We start from the raw sequence: 15511 nt of genomic DNA, 5'->3' as shown, positions 1-15511 counted from the left end.
ACTAAAACACTAAAGCACTAAAGCACTAAAAACACTAAAACACTCCGACCTTCATACCCAATGAACGACCATTACCTCAAAAAACTCGACCGTGTCACCGCAATTCTTACACTATTACAGTCGAAACCGCTTGTAAGAGCGCAGGATCTGGCTGCCAAATTTGATGTGAGTGTAAGAACCATTTACCGCGACGTAAAAACACTGGAAAATGCAGGAATTCCGATCATTGGTGAAGCAGGAAGTGGGTACTCTCTGATGGATGGCTACAAACTGCCACCTGTCATGTTCACCAAAGAAGAAGTTCTGAGTTTCATTACCGCCGAAAAACTGATGCAGAAATTTTCGCATCAGAGTTTGGGAAATCATTATCAGACCGCGATGGAAAAAGTGCGTTCCGTTTTAAAATTTTCCGACAGAAATCTAATCCAGAATATTGAAAATCAGATTGATATTTTTCAGTATCATGCCGAAACCGAAGATACCATTAAAGACGTTCTTCCCACGATTCTGGAAAGCATAGCCGAAAAACGGCAGTTAATCATGGAATATAAAACCGTTGATGAGGAAATTTCGACAAGAACCATTGAAGCAGTCGGCGTTTTCTTTGAATTCAATTATTGGTACATCATGGCTTACTGTACCTTGAGAAACGACTTCCGGCAATTTCGTATTGACCGGATTTTAAAGATTTCAAAAACCCAGAATCCGTTTTTAGGAGAGTATGGGCAGATTAATGATTACAGACAAAGCAGCAACGGCAATAAAACACACGTAAGACTTCTGGTAGAGAAAAAGATCATGACTTTTCTGGTCAATTCCAAAAAATATTACGGTCTAACCAAAGAAATTGAAGCCGAAAACGGAATGGTAGAACTCACCTTCGAAACAGAATCCATCAAAGACGGATTTCCGCGCTGGCTGATTACTTTTGCAGATTATGCAACAATTTTAGAACCCGAAACCCTCAAAGTACAACTCAATGATTTGTTGTCAAAGATTGCAGACAAGCATCAATAAAAACCCCAACAATTTCTGTTGAGGTTTCTGGCAATAATTTAAAATGATAAACTTATTTAAACTTTTATTTTTTACCGCAAAAGAAGCAAAAGATTAACACTTTAGTTATTTTAAGTTTAATGATTAATATAAAAAGAACACAGAAGTTAACAAAAATCAGAGGTTCCTTTTGCAAACCTTTTGAAATACCTTAATAAATTCTATAAAGTCTTTTGCGGTTAAATTTAAAATTAGCTTAAACAAACTTCATGTTTAAAGAAGAGCGGATCCGCAGATCATAAAAGTACGTTAAAATTTAATCTATGAGATGCATCTCCGCTCTTTTTCCTTACTGCGGTTTCGTGAGAGAATCAATGATTTCAGTTTGAACAAAGGCATTAACGAACCGAAAATCTCTCCCAAAAAAAAGGCGGTTCAATTCCCAAAGCTCTTAAATAAACATACCCTTGTCCACGGTGATGGATTTCATTATCAACGAAATACAGAATATTCTGATACACAGGAAATTCATACTGTCCGAATAAATTAAAAGTCTCCTGAAAACGCTCCTCCGAAATCTGCGCAAAATAATGATTGATCGTTTCCGTTTCTTCGTCCCACTTTTTCAGAAGTTCCTCCTTCGTTTTCGGCACAAAACCTTCCTCATTGTAAGCTTCCATATTCTTGTCGACAATTCCCTTCAAAGCAGGTCCGCCAATGCTGATTAACTCAACCGCTAACTTTGCGAACGGTCTCATTCCCGCAACAGAAAATTCGAATAAATCCTTTTCAGGAAACGCCTCGATCACTCTTCGCGTTAAATTTCTGTGACCTTGCCAATGTTCTAATAATTGTTCCGAAGTCATAAACTGTTTTGTACTGGTTGCTGTAGTTGTCATAGTTTTAATGTTGTTTGTTATTGTTGATACAAAGATAAACCGGGGTGATGACAACAGTTTGTCAGTAGGATTTTCAGGATAAAATTTTTTTTTCTTTTTAAAATAATTTTTAATATTTCTCCGTTAGATAATCATACTTAAAGCAATGTTAGGTAGATAAATAATTTGAGGGTGACCGGTTTTTAATCGGTCATTTTTTATTAAAAAACAAAAAATCCAAGTTATTAGAACAGTTAGTATTAGCGATGTCATCCTGAGCGCGAAGCAGTCGAAGGATCTAACTCAATCACATGTATATATTTGTTTATTTTTTTAGAAGCTGTTTCCAGCTTTCCGCACTCGCTATTTACTAAGTTTCGGCTGCGGCGGCAAAGCCGCCGCAGCCGAAACTTAGTAAATGAGCTCAGACAAATGCTGCAATCTGGGCTAGGTCGCAGCCGGAATCAGAAATGTAAAGTTCCATAAACTCAAAATTTGTAAACCTAATTTTAAAAAACTAATTTAGTCCTATGAAAATTTATACGAAAACAGGAGATAAAGGTCAGACCGCTTTGTACGGCGGAACAAGAGTTTCAAAAGCAAGCGCGAGAGTCGAGAGTTACGGAAATATAGACGAGCTGAATTCCTTCATCGGAATCGCCAAAAGCCATATTGAAGATGAAGAAGTGTTAAGACAACTTAAAAAAATCCAGTTCGATTTATTTACTGTAGGTTCCGAAGCGGCGACTCCGGTGGATAAACTCATGTTGGCAAACGGAAAATCGCGACTTCCTTTAATCATTTCAGATGCCGAAATCGAAGAACTCGAAAACTGGATGGATGCTTTTGACGAAAAATGCGAACCGCTTCAGTATTTTATCCTTCCCGGAGGCGGAAAAGCAGCAACATTTTTACATGCAGCACGTACAATCTGCAGAAGAGCAGAACGTTCTTTGGTTTTCTTAAACGAATCGGAAGAAGTACGTCCTGAACTCATTAAATATCTCAACAGACTTTCCGACTATCTTTTTGTTTTGGCAAGATATATTTCAAAAATCAACAACGAACCGGAAGAATACTGGAACCCGAATGAAAGATAAAGTACTGCTTTTCATCAACGGAGATCCTCCCAAATCTTTTCCCGACACTGAAGAATACAGCCTCATTGCCTGTACAGACGGTGCTTTTCATTATCTTAAAAATCTGAATTTCCCTTTAGATAAGCTGGATTTTATTTCCGGTGATTTCGACTCGCATTCCGGTTCGGATGAAAATATGTATGAAGACAAATTCATTTACACGCCCGATCAGGATAAAACGGATTTTCAGAAAGCTTTGGAAATTATTGCAGAAAAAGATTTTAAAAAAGTAGATGTTTTCGGAGGAAGTGGAGGAGAGCAGGATCATTTTCTGGGAAATCTTACCGTTGCTTTTGGTTTTAAAGATCAATTCGATATCAAATTCTATGATGAATTTTCAGAATATTATTTTATCCCGAAAGAATTTGTTGTAACAGGAGTGAAAGACAAAATGATTTCTTTGTATCCGTTTCCGTCAGTTGAAAATATTACGACCAAAGGATTAAACTGGGCTTTAACAAACGGAAATTTAGATATTACTTCCAGAATCGGAACGAGAAATTTTGCTGTGGAAGATGAAGTTTCCATTGAATACAAAAAAGGAGATTTGCTTTTGTTTGTTGGGAAAAACTATTTGTAGTTTAAACACTAATTGCACGAATCTTTTCACAAATTTCACAAATTTATTTTTGTAATTAAGAATAAATAATGAACTAATAGAATCAATAGGAAAGGACTTTGCTCAGTTTTCTAATTGCTAATGTTTTCACAAATTGCACAAGCTTGATTTTATAAAAAAAAATAATAAAGTTATCCGCATCAATAGGAACGGGCTTTAGCCCGTTTTCAAATTAAAAAACATCAACTGGCTTTAGCCAAAACATAAAAAATCAAACACGAACATCGGTGTAGATTCGTGAAATATGTGAGAAATAAAAATGAAAGACCTCATCAAAATATCATTCCTGGCCATCATATTACTTTGTGTTTTCTCCTGCAAAACACAACAATTTTCCGCACCCGAATTTGGAAAAAGAGAAGCTGGAAAAGATATTCAGATTAAAAAAGTCAACAATTTCAGAACGGTTGGAAGTATAAAAAATATCGATGGAAGAACCCTGAAAGAAGGAAAACTATACAGAAGCGGAAATTTATATAAACTGAAAAATACTTCTTTTAAACAACTTGAAAATTTAGGCATCAGAAAAATTATCGATCTTCGGAATTCAAAGGAAATTGCAAAGAAGCCCGATCATCTTCCGGAAGGAATTGTTTACAAAAATTATTCAGCGTTTGAAGACAAAGGCGATCAGTTGGATCAGGCAAAGAAATTGGTCTTAAAAGGAAAAGTCAACGGTGCAGATGCAGACAAAAGAATGCTTGACTTTTATAAAGACTACGTCACGGAAAACCCAGAAATCATAAGAAAAATTATCACAGAAATTTTAGAATCAGATCAGCCTGTTTTATATCACTGCACCGCAGGGAAAGACAGAACCGGAATCACAACCGCTCTCATTCTTACGATTTTAAAATTCGATAAAGAAGCCATTTACAACGATTATCTTTTATCCAATAATTACAGGAAAAAATTAATTGATAAAAGACTTTATCTCGCCGATAACCTGCATTTTCTCTACCCGAAAATGGACATTACAGTTCTCAAGAAATTAAGCTGGATAGAAACCGCTTATCTGGATGCCGCTTTTAATGAAATTAACAATAAATACGGTTCTACAGACCGATATATTCAAGAGGTTTTAAAAATTTCTGAAAATAAAAGGCAGGAATATATTCTTAAGTTTACATATTGATAATTTAGCTTTATTTTCTTCAATAAAATCCATTAAAATTTATAATAATTTTAACGCTAAAAAACCAAACTTTTTTAGCAATTTTGCATTCTTAATTCACTTGTTTAGAAATGAAAATAAAGTACTCGGAACTTATTGATCAGACGTTGTATTTCCCGACCGAGGAATTCAATGTTTCTGAGAACAATTTGTTGTTTCACGACATTCCTTTAATGGATGTTGTTGAAAAATTTGGCACTCCGCTAAAGATTAGCTACCTGCCGAGAATTTCTCAAAATATCCAGAAAGCCAAAAGCTGGTTCAGGGAAGCCTTTGAGAAAACCGATTATAAAAAGAATTATAGATATTGCTACTGTACAAAATCCAGTCATTTTAAATTCGTACTGGAAGAAGCTTTGAAGAACGACATTTCCATAGAAACTTCTTCAGCCTATGACATGGATATCGTAAAATCTCTTTACAAAGAAGGAAAAGTAACGAAAGATATAGAAGTAATCTGCAACGGCTTCAAAACAGACGATTATCTGGCGAAAATTTCGGAGATGATTAACAGTGGTTTTGAAAATATTACACCGATTCTGGATAATTACCGCGAGCTGGATAAACTTACAGAAAGCATTGATACCACTTTCGATATAGGGATCAGAATCGCTTCTGAGGAAGAACCGAAGTTCGAATTTTATACCTCAAGATTAGGAATCGGATACAAAGATATCATTCCTTATTACAGCCAGAAAATTGCAGAGCATCCGAATGCAAGACTGAAAATGCTTCATTTCTTCATCAATACCGGAATCAAAGACACAGCCTATTACTGGAACGAATTGTATAAATGTCTTCGTGTATACGCGCGTCTGAAAAAAATTGCTCCCGAAGTCAACTCTCTGAATATCGGAGGAGGTTTCCCGATCAAAACATCTTTGCAGTTCGATTACGATTATCAGTATATGGTGGAAGAAATCGTTTCTCAGATCAAAAAATTCTGTGAAGAGGAAGGAGTGGAAGAACCTAATATTTACACCGAGTTCGGAAGTTTTACCGTTGGTGAAAGCGGCGCCAATATTTATAAAATCATTTCCCAGAAACGCCAGAACGACAGAGAAAAGTGGAACATGATCGATTCTTCTTTCATGACGACGCTTCCCGATACATGGGCGATTTCCAGACACTTTATCATGCTTCCGCTGAACAGATGGGAAGATACGTATGAAAGAGTTTTCTTGGGTGGATTAACTTGTGATTCGGACGATTACTATAATTCTGAACAGCATACCAACGCGATTTACCTGCCTGTTTTCAGTGATACGAAACCTCTGTACATCGGATTTTTCCACACAGGAGCGTATCAGGAAACCATCGGAGGATATGGCGGAGTTCATCACTGCTTAATGCCACAGCCGAGACACGTTTTGATTCAGAAAGACGAAAACGGAGATTTGCAGTATGAAATTTTCCGTGAAAAACAGGAACCGGAAGATGTACTGAAACTTTTGGGTTACAAATAAATATTTAAACACAAACAACACAAATTTTTTGCACTAAAAACACAAGTAATAATTGTGAAGTTTGTGAAAACTATTCGTGCAATTAGTGTTTAATAAAAACAAAAGCTCTCAGATGTTGAGAGCTTTTTCTGTTTAAAAATATTTTGAAATCTTATCCAGTTCCAGTTCGGCATAATCCGAAACCACAATATTTGCCAAGGTATAATCCTGATTTTTAGAATGCGGACTTCTGTATGCGGCACAAAAAATATTTGCCCGATGTGAGGCTAAAATCCCGTTCGTGGAATCTTCAATCACCATACAGTTTTCTACAGGTTCATTGGCCATTTCTGCGGCAAGAAGAAAAACTTCAGGATGAGGTTTGGATTCCTTCAATTCGGCTCCGCTTATTTTTCCGCTAAAATAGGGTTCAAGTTCAAATTTTTCAAAAACCATGTTGATGGTTGCCATCGTTGCGGAAGAAGCGAGAATCAATTTGATCCCGTTGTCGTAATAATGCTGGATCAGTTCTCTTACGCCTGAAATCAGATCAAACTCTTCATCATTATAAAAGTATTCCTTAAAATAATCTCTCTTGGTTTTTGCAATGTCTTCGTACGTCTGTTTTAGATTAAATTCCTGAATTAAAGTATCACAGACTCTTTTGGTAGAAGCTCCGGTAAAGGAAGCGTATAACTCTTCCGAAACGTCGATTCCAAGATCGTTAAAAGTTTTAAAATAGGCTTTTCTGTGCAGAGGTTCCGTATCCACAATTACGCCATCCATATCGAACAGCACAGCTTTTAATGACATACAATTTTAATTTGTGCAAAAATAATGTTTTCAAATCAGGATTGGTGATTTGGGAAATGGAATTTTTATTTATGCTTATGAAGTTAAAATTTACGATTACAAGATGTTGGGATTTGCAATTCTTTAAATTCGGTTTTTTAACGATTGGTAGCTTGGCGAAGTGGCGGAAATCGAAGCACAATGTTCAGTTTTGCACAAAAGTTCAATCGAAGAACTACCGTTGAATTTAGCCCTAAACCCGCCATTTTGCCTATATGAAGGCCTTGTTCAAACCTTTCATTATTAAATATGTTATTTCATGAATATTCTTAGATATAAATAATCTACGGTTTTCATTTTCGGTAAGGAAGTTATTTATTGAAAGTATTTTCAAATTAAAGTCTGTAAAAAGATCATTTATCACTTCATAATCATGATAGTTATATTTGTCTTTCACAAAGTCTTTAAATTCTTCTAAAAACGAACTGTTATATTGAAATTCATTACTTAAAAAAGAAGAGTTTTCTCCTAAAATTAATTTAGATATTTCATTTGCAACCCCACCGAATCCACCAACTATGTATAAAGGTTTTTTTGATTTAATTTGGTAAATTGCTTCTTCTAAAACACCTGGGATATATCCGAGATAGTTACTTAACTTACCACCAACAATAATTTTTGCATTACAATCTTCCGTCATTTTTTCTCTTAAAACCCTAAAACATTCTGCAAATATATATCTGTCATTGACTTCATTAGTTGGCTGATAATTTTTATCAAAGTCGAAATTAATATGGTCTGGACAACTTATTTTTTTTAGTCCAATTCTTTTTGATTTAAAATCACGTTCAAATTTTTTATCTATTTTGTTTAGAAATGGATGAGCAAAATAATTAATGAATGCATGTCTATCATCATCATTTCTTGTGTATTGAGAGGCTAATTCTTCAAAATATTTTGTAAAACCATTTTCTCTTAAATCGCCACCATATAAAGCCGTTCCATCATTACAAATTATATAACGTGCTAATTCTATTGAAATGTCATTTAGATGTTGCTCATCAAGACCCAGTTCATTTAAATTTTCATTATTTGAAACAGAAATAGCAATTGATTTATCAAAAAGGAAAGATTTTTCATTTTGAGAAAGTTTAAATTCTGGCTTTAAATCTTCTGTGCTTATACCAGATATATTATTTTCATCTGTCATTTTAAATCTTGTTAATAGTTATAGGTGTAACAAATTTTAAATTCTTATTAAATGTATTTAGTATTGATGTCTCTTCAATTCCCAAAGGAGGGTCTGGATAAAGAACAATCGTTTCCTCCTCATTCATCTCCAGGTGAACTAAATTTATTAGTTCTGGCGGGGATGTAAGAGTATAAACTTGTTTCTTAGTAAATTCTTTATATTGGGAAAGGAGACGATGTTGGTACAAATTATTTAATACTTGGAGAAGAGTTAAGTAAACTATCTTATAAAAATTGTAATCGTTCTCCTCTGTTAAAACAGTTGTAGGCATATTCCCTAAATAGGGGAATGCTCTACTTTCTCCATTTTTAATACTATGAACAACAACAATTGGTGATTTATGTTTTTTGGCAAGTAAAACTTCTCTTCGACACCATTCTCTATTTGAGTATTCATCAGTATGAAATACTAATAGAGCAGATTCACTAATGTTTTGACTAAATTGTTCTGCAAAATCATAACCATTTGCAATGTCTACTGTATCAAAAAAAACATCAAATTTTAAATTATTTTCGATAAATTGTTTAAACTTGATTGCTAATATCTCACCATCTTTTTTTGCATGACTTAAGAATAATTTAACTGGTGAATTAATACGGTCAGTTTCTGTATCGTCTGCAATTTTTTGAAAGTCCATTATAAGTCTAGAACAATCATGTAATATTTCAGATTTTATTTTTTCAATAGCTTTTGTTAAGTCTTCTTCAAGTTCTAAATCTAATTTTTGGTTTAAAAATACTCTAGCATTTGTAAATTGTATTTTGCCTAACTCAGATGATATTGTATATGCTTTTTCATATAATGAAATCGGAAATATTCTGTTATTATTATCAACTTCTTTTAATAGCTCCTTTGTATATTCTACATAAACATCATCGTCAAAATATTCTTCATCAATTAATAAAATAATTGCATTTTTTTCTGAGTTAGTGAAATCAATTGGAAGTAGTGAGCCGTCAGTTAATTTTTTATATCTAAAATATACTGGAATTCCTAAACCTCTAGAAATCGGTTTCTTATAATCCCTGCTAAAAGTATTATATAGTTCTGTAGCTATTTTTTTTGATATTGAGGAATCTTCATGCCAAACTAAATGTATGTTTAAAGGATATTTCATTTTAATTAGTATTTTGTTGCATTTGGGGTCTAGAATTAACTCTTTCAGTTGCGTTACTCGTTCTTTGCTCAAACGCTAATTCAATATATTCTTGCATTTTTACTCTATCATCTGTCCAATCTCTAATTACTGCATATCCCGATTTGAAGTTGTCGGCTAGTCTAGCAGGCATTAAATTATATGTAGCTTTTTCAGTTCCAAAATCTGGGTGGTCAGGGAGAATAATTCCTAATAATCCCGAATATTTTTCTCCAACTTTTACATTTAATGCCCCCGAAATTTCCCAATCAATGTGCATCCTATGTTTGGTGTTTTTGCCGATAAGAACAACTAATAAAGTGGTGTCTGCTAGATATCCTTTTTGTATTAATTGTTTAATATAACCATCACTATTATCAGAATCTATATCATTATCCTCAACTGATTTGTTTACAATCAAGTCATCAAAAAGTGCTTTGAATTTTTCCTTGAAATATTGATCCTCTTTATGATAATAACTAATAAATGTTTTTCTTCTAGTAATATTTTTGGGAACAATAAACCAACTAAAAAGACCATTCTTATAGGTGAAATCCCCGATTTTATTCCATGAGCCATTATCATTTTTTTTAATTGAGCAGAATGAGTTACCATTTGAAACTTTTTGAACCATCCAATTTCGATTCTTCTCATAAAAAGTAGAACCTAATGTATCTCCCATATCTTCACAATAAAGAATGCTGTCAATCATTCCATGTTCATCTAAATTCAGTTTGCTCACGCAATAATCTGCCCATTTCATATATTAATAATTTTCATTAATTAAAGTGTCCATAATGTTTACTAACGGATTATAAAGAGAATTGTAATCTGATAATTTTGATTCTAATATTAAATTTTCTTTTTTGATTCCTGTAATATTCTCGCAAAAAATATTGAAATCATATATGTCACGAATAATTTTTGTAGCTTTTAAATATTCTGGTAGAGTACCTTTTGTAATTCCTTTAAGACAAAGAGTGAATACTTCTGTTTTGTCATATCCATATCCTATTTCAAAAGGTACCCATGTTGAGTATAAAGTATTAGGTGAAACCAAAACAATCATATGCGAACTGTTATTAATTCCCATTTTTATAGAATTAGTAACACCTACAGCGTTATTGGTTTGATGGTGAATTTTTAAATCTTTATCATATTCATCAAAATATACATCAATACCAGCCTTAATTAAGTAGTCGGTAATTTTTTTAGCTTCTTCTTTATCTTTTTTCTGATGTGAAAGGAATACACATTTTACTCCTTGTTTAAGAAAGTCTAAACGGCTAGTAAATTTGGTTGGCCAATAATATCGATTCAGTGCCATTTTTTCAATAATTATTTATAAGTATAGTAGGTAAGGCTTTCATATAACGGTTCTGGTATTGCCGAAGGCGGGGATTTTAGCACAAAAAGTTCAATCTAAGAACAAATGTTGAACCTTGCACAAATGTCCAATCGAAACCGTTCAGCCCCGCTTTTGGCAATACCTTGTTATGTGCAGCCCTCCTTATCATTCGTGTTTTGGCTCGTTTAAGTCAAAATAATTTCCTTTTGTTTTGTCAAGTGTTTCTGCAATAAGTTTAAAGTTTTGTTCTGTCGGTTTTAGATTTACATATTTGTCAACTATTGTTCTGTGTCTGTAAATAATAAAAGTGTTTTCAACACTCGCATTTATGTTGTTAAGGTTTGCTTCGCTTTCAGTGTCGCTAAATGATGGTACAAAAGTCAAAGCAATTTTTTGAAGCTTTAATTCTTTTCCGATTTTTTCTAATTCTGTTTGGCGTGTCTGCTTATTATAATTTTTTGAATTTCCATAAACAAAGTATGCTTTAAGGTATTTTTCTCTTATTACACTTTCGTTGTCTAATTTTCTAAGCCATTTTTTGATTTCGTCCCAATTTGGATTATCACCAACAAAATATACAATTCCGTGATAGCGTCCATATTTACAAACTGGGCAAGTCCTTGTTCCTTTGTCGGGTCCAAAGGCGTGAAATGGCATAAATGAAGGTTGGTCTTCACCAATTTTTAAACCCGATTGAATGTCTGCCTTGTTTTTAGTAGGGTAGTCGGGAATATTCAATCCTAATACAATATTGTGTTCTGCGATTTGAATATTACTGTCTAAAACAATTCTTAGTAGTTCTGTTCCTGCTCTGTCAAGTTTGCCATATTTTTTCTTATGGTTTAGATACAATGGATCATCATCAAAATAAAGGTCAGCATAATATTCGTTAGTGATGTCTGGTTCTTTTACGGATAGGTGAATGTGTTGCGGAATATTATCATTAGGATAAGCAGTAGGTCTACTTGTCTTTATTGTATAGTTTCCACTCTTGTCAGTCTTTACCCAACCTCGCAATTTACCGTGTTCCTTTGCTTGTTTGGGTGTTTCGTCATTTGATGAATACAAACCGTTATCGTCCGTATGCCAATAATAGATGATGACATCAGATGCAGGTGTTTTTCCGTCAAGTTGGAAAACTTTACCTGTCAAAATGAGTTTTTGTTTACCTTCTGTCCAACCTAAACTGATATGCTCGGATAGAATTTGTTTGGGCATTCCAACATACATCAATTCACAACCTTCACAACCACCACCGACACTTTTTTTGGTGTTGGTATTTTGTTGGGTTACTGCATTAGATTTTGTCTGCCCGTTACAACTTGTCAAAAATTGTAGCAGAAATATGAAAAGTAAAAAGTTTATTATTCTGTTCATAATTTATACGCTGTCTGTTTAGGGTTGCACATAACTTTTGGATTGACGCATTGCGCCAATCCCAATTTTATAATTTCAAATATAAAAAAACAAATCTAACAATAATTACGGTTTCCCATAATTGAGAAATTTAATTTTATAAGTCAAATTGTTATGCCTCAGTTACAACTTAAATTATTTTCTATAAACTTTTGTAAATATATACTGAATGATTCTATTGTTTTTAACTGTTTCTCCTGTCTTTCATCTTCCGCCAATCTCCAAACTTCTTTGTATCTTTGCCGAAATCATTTAATTTTTACATAAAACATGAAAACATACGCAGGAATTCCTGAGGAAAATGCATCGTTAGAAAACTCGAAAGTAATGTTGGTGACTGTTCCTTACGACGGAACGTCAACGTGGGGAAAAGGAGCCGATAAAGGTCCTGAATTATTCCTTGATGCTTCCGAAAATATGGAACTGTATGACATCGAAACGCAGACAGAACCATATTTAGAAGGAGTATATTTAGCAGGAGAAGTTTCTGAAAACTCTTCACCGGAAGCCATGACAGAAGCCGTTTACCAGAAAACAAAAGAGCTTTTGAATAATGACGGAAAATTATTCACCCTTTTCGGGGGAGAACACTCAGTTTCTATCGGTTCGATTCGTGCGGTAGGAGAGAAGTTTGAGAATTTAACCGTTCTTCAGCTAGACGCTCATACAGATCTTCGTCCGGAATTCCACGGTTCTACTTCCAACCACGCCTGTGCGGTTTTTGAAGCCAATCAGAAACATAATCTGGTACAGGTGGGAATCCGTTCTATGGATGTGGAAGAGGTTGAGTATTTACCGGAAGGAAGAGTATTTTTCGCTAACGAAATTGCCAACAACGAAAATTGGGTAAACGACGTTCTGGAAAAAGTTTCAGGAAATGTGTACATCACGATTGATCTTGATGCTTTCGATCCATCGCTTTGTCCATCAACAGGAACTCCGGAACCGGGAGGTTTACAGTGGTATCCGACTTTGGAATTATTAAGAAAAGTATTCGAAAAATGTAACGTTGTCGCTTTTGATATTGTAGAATTAATGGATTCTCCGATGGCAAAACCAAGCGCATTCTTGGCGGCGAAGTTATATTACAAAATGCTTGCTTACTATCATATCTATAACAACAACTAAATTCCGCAGGAAACGGATTTTTTCTGCCGTAGATTCTTTGGAAATTTGTGAGGTAAATTCAATGTTATGTCTACACAGAATCAGATAGATTACGAAAGAATTGCCAAAGCGATAGACTATATCAGGAGCAATTTTAAGCTTCAGCCAAGTCTGGAGGAAGTGGCGGAGAAAATTCATTTGAGCCCGGCTCATTTTCAGAAGATGTTTTCTGACTGGGCAGGAACAAGTCCGAAGAAATTTTTGCAGTTCATCAGTCTGGAACATGCCAAAAGTTTGCTGAAAGAAGAAAAAGCGAGTTTATTTGATACGGCTTACGAGACAGGATTATCGAGTACAAGCAGACTGCACGATCTGTTTGTGAAAATAGAAGGAATGTCTCCGGCAGAATATAAAAACGGAGGAAAAAGCCTCAACATCAATTACAGTTTTTCCGAAAGTCCTTTTGGAAAAGTAATTGCAGCTTCCACAGAGAAAGGAATCTGCTATATGGCTTTTGAAACCGATCAACATAAAGCATTGGGAAATTTACAGGCTAAATTTCCCAATGCTTCTTTTTTTGAAAGAAAAGATGATTTCCAGAACAATGCGTTATCTATTTTCAGTAAAGACTGGTCGGAACTTAACACCATAAAACTCCATCTGAAAGGAACAGATTTTCAGTTGAAGGTCTGGGAAAGTCTGCTCACCATTCCCATGGGGAAATTATCAACCTATGGAAATCTGGCGGATAAAATTGGAAATCCAAATGCTTCAAGAGCCGTCGGAACTGCGATTGGCAGCAATCCTGTTGCATTTTTGATTCCGTGTCACAGAGTAATTCAGTCAACCGGAAAAATCGGTGGTTATATGTGGGGAAGCGAAAGAAAACAACTGATTATCGGCTGGGAAAGTTCAAAAATGTACTCTTGATTTCAAACACAAATTGCACTAATTTTTTACGAATAGTTAATAATTCTGATTGAAATTTTAAAAAAAACTATTCCATCAATAGAAACGGGCTTTAGCCCGTTTAAAATAATCAATTGACCAAATTGGCTTTAGCCTAAAACTTATTTTAATAAAAAAATCAATAGGATCATTTATTAGAGGTTAAAATTTAAAAATACTTAGCTTAGATTTCTACGGAATGACAAAGAACTTGAAACATTAATCACAAAACATTAAACTTTATGATGAGTTTATTCGAAGACGTATCAGATTATCCTTTAAATATCCTTCCCAAAGACGGAACCGTTCATTATTACGGAAAAGTGTTCTCCAAAGAAAAGGCGGATTTTTATTTCGATTATCTGTTTAATGAAATTCCGTGGGAAAATGATGAAGCCGTTATTTTCGGAAAATTAATTTTAACCAAAAGAAAAGTAGCCTGGTTTGGTGAAAAACCATTTGAATACACCTATTCCAAACGGACAAAATATGCAAAATTCTGGACTCCTGAATTATTGGAATTAAAGAAAAAATGTGAAGAAATTACTGGCGAAACCTACAATTCCTGCCTTCTGAATTTATACCACGACGGAAGCGAAGGAATGGCGTATCACAGCGATGCCGAAAAAGATTTAAAAAAATACGGAGCCATTGCTTCCCTGACTTTAGGAGCGGAAAGAAAGTTCTTATTTAAACATAAAACAACAAAAGATAAAGCCGAAATATTTCTGGAAAGCGGAAGTTTATTGGTGATGAAAGGAACAACGCAGGACAATTGGCTGCACCGGCTTCCTCCAACGACAAAAGTAAAAACACCGAGAGTGAATCTTACGTTCCGTACCATTGCAGAATGATTTATTTACATTAATCTAAGGTATATTTGTCATGCTGAAATTAACTAAACAAAGTTTTCAATGTATCGTTGAGATTCTTTCAGGATGATAAGCTGTATGATTATCATCTCCCGGAATTTTAGCAGATGATTAAGGGGAAAAAATCTGCACAATCTGCTAAATCCGCGAGAAACAAAAAATAAAATAACTTTCAGAACGATTGAATGATGATTTATTTCCACTATGTTTGTCATGCTGAAAGCATCTAAACAAAGTTTTCAATGTATCGTTGAGATCCTTTCACGATGACAAGCTGCATGATTATCATCTCCCGCAGATTAAGCAAATTTAGCAGATGATTAAGAGGAAAAAACCCGCACAATCTGCTAAATCCGCGAGAGACCAAAAAATAAAAGCTATTCAAACTTA

Annotated in this window: 15 protein-coding genes; 8 read left to right on the top strand and 7 right to left on the bottom strand. The window is 34.4% G+C overall.

Annotation, left to right across the window (positions count from 1 at the left end; genetic code table 11):
- Positions 1-60: 60 nt before the first annotated feature.
- Positions 61-1017 carry a helix-turn-helix transcriptional regulator gene (locus BW951_RS18745; RefSeq protein ID WP_076395572.1) on the top strand — a complete coding sequence of 319 codons (957 nt, stop codon included), beginning with the start codon at positions 61-63 and terminating at the stop codon, positions 1015-1017.
- A gap of 377 nt (positions 1018-1394) precedes the next feature.
- Here BW951_RS18745 and BW951_RS18740 read toward each other — a convergent pair whose 3' ends face one another.
- Positions 1395-1895, bottom strand: a complete 501-nt coding sequence (locus BW951_RS18740; protein WP_076395570.1) for a DinB family protein — start codon at positions 1893-1895, stop codon at positions 1395-1397.
- Positions 1896-2404: 509 nt separating this feature from the next.
- Here BW951_RS18740 and BW951_RS18735 point away from each other — a divergent pair.
- The 4 genes from BW951_RS18735 (at position 2405) to BW951_RS18720 (ending at position 6272) form a co-directional block, all read left to right on the top strand.
- Positions 2405-2974, top strand: a complete 570-nt coding sequence (locus BW951_RS18735; protein ID WP_076395568.1) for a cob(I)yrinic acid a,c-diamide adenosyltransferase — start codon at positions 2405-2407, stop codon at positions 2972-2974.
- On the top strand, positions 2964-3593 hold the full coding sequence (locus BW951_RS18730) for a thiamine diphosphokinase (protein WP_076395566.1): 630 nt from the start codon (positions 2964-2966) through the stop codon (positions 3591-3593). Before BW951_RS18735 ends, BW951_RS18730 begins: the two co-directional genes overlap by 11 nt.
- Before the next feature lie 298 nt (positions 3594-3891).
- Positions 3892-4767 (top strand): tyrosine-protein phosphatase, encoded by an 876-nt coding sequence (locus tag BW951_RS18725; protein ID WP_076395564.1) that lies wholly within the window; start codon positions 3892-3894, stop codon positions 4765-4767.
- Between the two features lie 110 nt (positions 4768-4877).
- The gene (locus BW951_RS18720) at positions 4878-6272 is read left to right on the top strand and encodes a type III PLP-dependent enzyme domain-containing protein (protein ID WP_076395562.1); all 1395 of its coding nucleotides are present in this window, start codon (positions 4878-4880) and stop codon (positions 6270-6272) included.
- 132 nt (positions 6273-6404) lie between these two features.
- Here BW951_RS18720 and BW951_RS18715 read toward each other — a convergent pair whose 3' ends face one another.
- From BW951_RS18715 to BW951_RS18690, 6 genes are all read right to left on the bottom strand, one after another.
- Positions 6405-7064 carry an HAD family hydrolase gene (locus tag BW951_RS18715; protein ID WP_076395560.1) on the bottom strand — a complete coding sequence of 220 codons (660 nt, stop codon included), beginning with the start codon at positions 7062-7064 and terminating at the stop codon, positions 6405-6407.
- A 250-nt stretch (positions 7065-7314) separates the two neighbouring features.
- Positions 7315-8253: a hypothetical protein gene (locus BW951_RS18710; RefSeq protein WP_076395558.1), complete on the bottom strand. Its 939-nt coding sequence runs from the start codon at positions 8251-8253 to the stop codon at positions 7315-7317.
- 1 nt (position 8254) lies between these two features.
- Entirely contained in the window at positions 8255-9412 is a 1158-nt protein-coding gene (locus BW951_RS18705; RefSeq protein WP_076395556.1) for a toll/interleukin-1 receptor domain-containing protein, read from the bottom strand.
- Position 9413: 1 nt separating this feature from the next.
- Entirely contained in the window at positions 9414-10193 is a 780-nt protein-coding gene (locus BW951_RS18700; RefSeq protein WP_076395554.1) for a TIR domain-containing protein, read from the bottom strand.
- Between the two features lie 3 nt (positions 10194-10196).
- The gene (locus BW951_RS18695; protein WP_076395552.1) at positions 10197-10757 is read right to left on the bottom strand and encodes a toll/interleukin-1 receptor domain-containing protein; all 561 of its coding nucleotides are present in this window, start codon (positions 10755-10757) and stop codon (positions 10197-10199) included.
- A gap of 186 nt (positions 10758-10943) precedes the next feature.
- Positions 10944-12155: a dioxygenase family protein gene (locus BW951_RS18690; RefSeq protein WP_076395550.1), complete on the bottom strand. Its 1212-nt coding sequence runs from the start codon at positions 12153-12155 to the stop codon at positions 10944-10946.
- A 309-nt stretch (positions 12156-12464) separates the two neighbouring features.
- On the opposite strand from BW951_RS18690, the gene speB reads away from it, so the two are divergent.
- From speB to BW951_RS18675, 3 genes are all read left to right on the top strand, one after another.
- Complete coding sequence (gene speB, locus BW951_RS18685) at positions 12465-13322, top strand: agmatinase (RefSeq protein WP_076395548.1); 858 nt, start codon at positions 12465-12467, stop codon at positions 13320-13322.
- 66 nt (positions 13323-13388) lie between these two features.
- Positions 13389-14231 carry a bifunctional helix-turn-helix domain-containing protein/methylated-DNA--[protein]-cysteine S-methyltransferase gene (locus tag BW951_RS18680; RefSeq protein WP_076395546.1) on the top strand — a complete coding sequence of 281 codons (843 nt, stop codon included), beginning with the start codon at positions 13389-13391 and terminating at the stop codon, positions 14229-14231.
- A gap of 263 nt (positions 14232-14494) precedes the next feature.
- On the top strand, positions 14495-15103 hold the full coding sequence (locus tag BW951_RS18675) for an alpha-ketoglutarate-dependent dioxygenase AlkB family protein (RefSeq protein WP_076395544.1): 609 nt from the start codon (positions 14495-14497) through the stop codon (positions 15101-15103).
- The last annotated feature ends 408 nt before the right edge of the window (positions 15104-15511 follow it).

The organism is Chryseobacterium gambrini (assembly GCF_900156825.1).
GTDB classification, from domain to species: domain Bacteria; phylum Bacteroidota; class Bacteroidia; order Flavobacteriales; family Weeksellaceae; genus Chryseobacterium; species Chryseobacterium gambrini.
Note: the sequence above shows the minus strand (reverse complement) of the source record. Positions and strands in the feature narration are given on the sequence as shown.

Coding starts and splice junctions, on each gene's coding strand:
- BW951_RS18745 (WP_076395572.1), top strand. CDS start 61: ATGAACGACCATTACCTCAAAAAACTCGACCGTGTCACCGCAATTCTT.
- BW951_RS18740 (WP_076395570.1), bottom strand. CDS start 1,895: ATGACAACTACAGCAACCAGTACAAAACAGTTTATGACTTCGGAACAA.
- BW951_RS18735 (WP_076395568.1), top strand. CDS start 2,405: ATGAAAATTTATACGAAAACAGGAGATAAAGGTCAGACCGCTTTGTAC.
- BW951_RS18730 (WP_076395566.1), top strand. CDS start 2,964: ATGAAAGATAAAGTACTGCTTTTCATCAACGGAGATCCTCCCAAATCT.
- BW951_RS18725 (WP_076395564.1), top strand. CDS start 3,892: ATGAAAGACCTCATCAAAATATCATTCCTGGCCATCATATTACTTTGT.
- BW951_RS18720 (WP_076395562.1), top strand. CDS start 4,878: ATGAAAATAAAGTACTCGGAACTTATTGATCAGACGTTGTATTTCCCG.
- BW951_RS18715 (WP_076395560.1), bottom strand. CDS start 7,064: ATGTCATTAAAAGCTGTGCTGTTCGATATGGATGGCGTAATTGTGGAT.
- BW951_RS18710 (WP_076395558.1), bottom strand. CDS start 8,253: ATGACAGATGAAAATAATATATCTGGTATAAGCACAGAAGATTTAAAG.
- BW951_RS18705 (WP_076395556.1), bottom strand. CDS start 9,412: ATGAAATATCCTTTAAACATACATTTAGTTTGGCATGAAGATTCCTCA.
- BW951_RS18700 (WP_076395554.1), bottom strand. CDS start 10,193: ATGAAATGGGCAGATTATTGCGTGAGCAAACTGAATTTAGATGAACAT.
- BW951_RS18695 (WP_076395552.1), bottom strand. CDS start 10,757: ATGGCACTGAATCGATATTATTGGCCAACCAAATTTACTAGCCGTTTA.
- BW951_RS18690 (WP_076395550.1), bottom strand. CDS start 12,155: ATGAACAGAATAATAAACTTTTTACTTTTCATATTTCTGCTACAATTT.
- speB (WP_076395548.1), top strand. CDS start 12,465: ATGAAAACATACGCAGGAATTCCTGAGGAAAATGCATCGTTAGAAAAC.
- BW951_RS18680 (WP_076395546.1), top strand. CDS start 13,389: ATGTCTACACAGAATCAGATAGATTACGAAAGAATTGCCAAAGCGATA.
- BW951_RS18675 (WP_076395544.1), top strand. CDS start 14,495: ATGAGTTTATTCGAAGACGTATCAGATTATCCTTTAAATATCCTTCCC.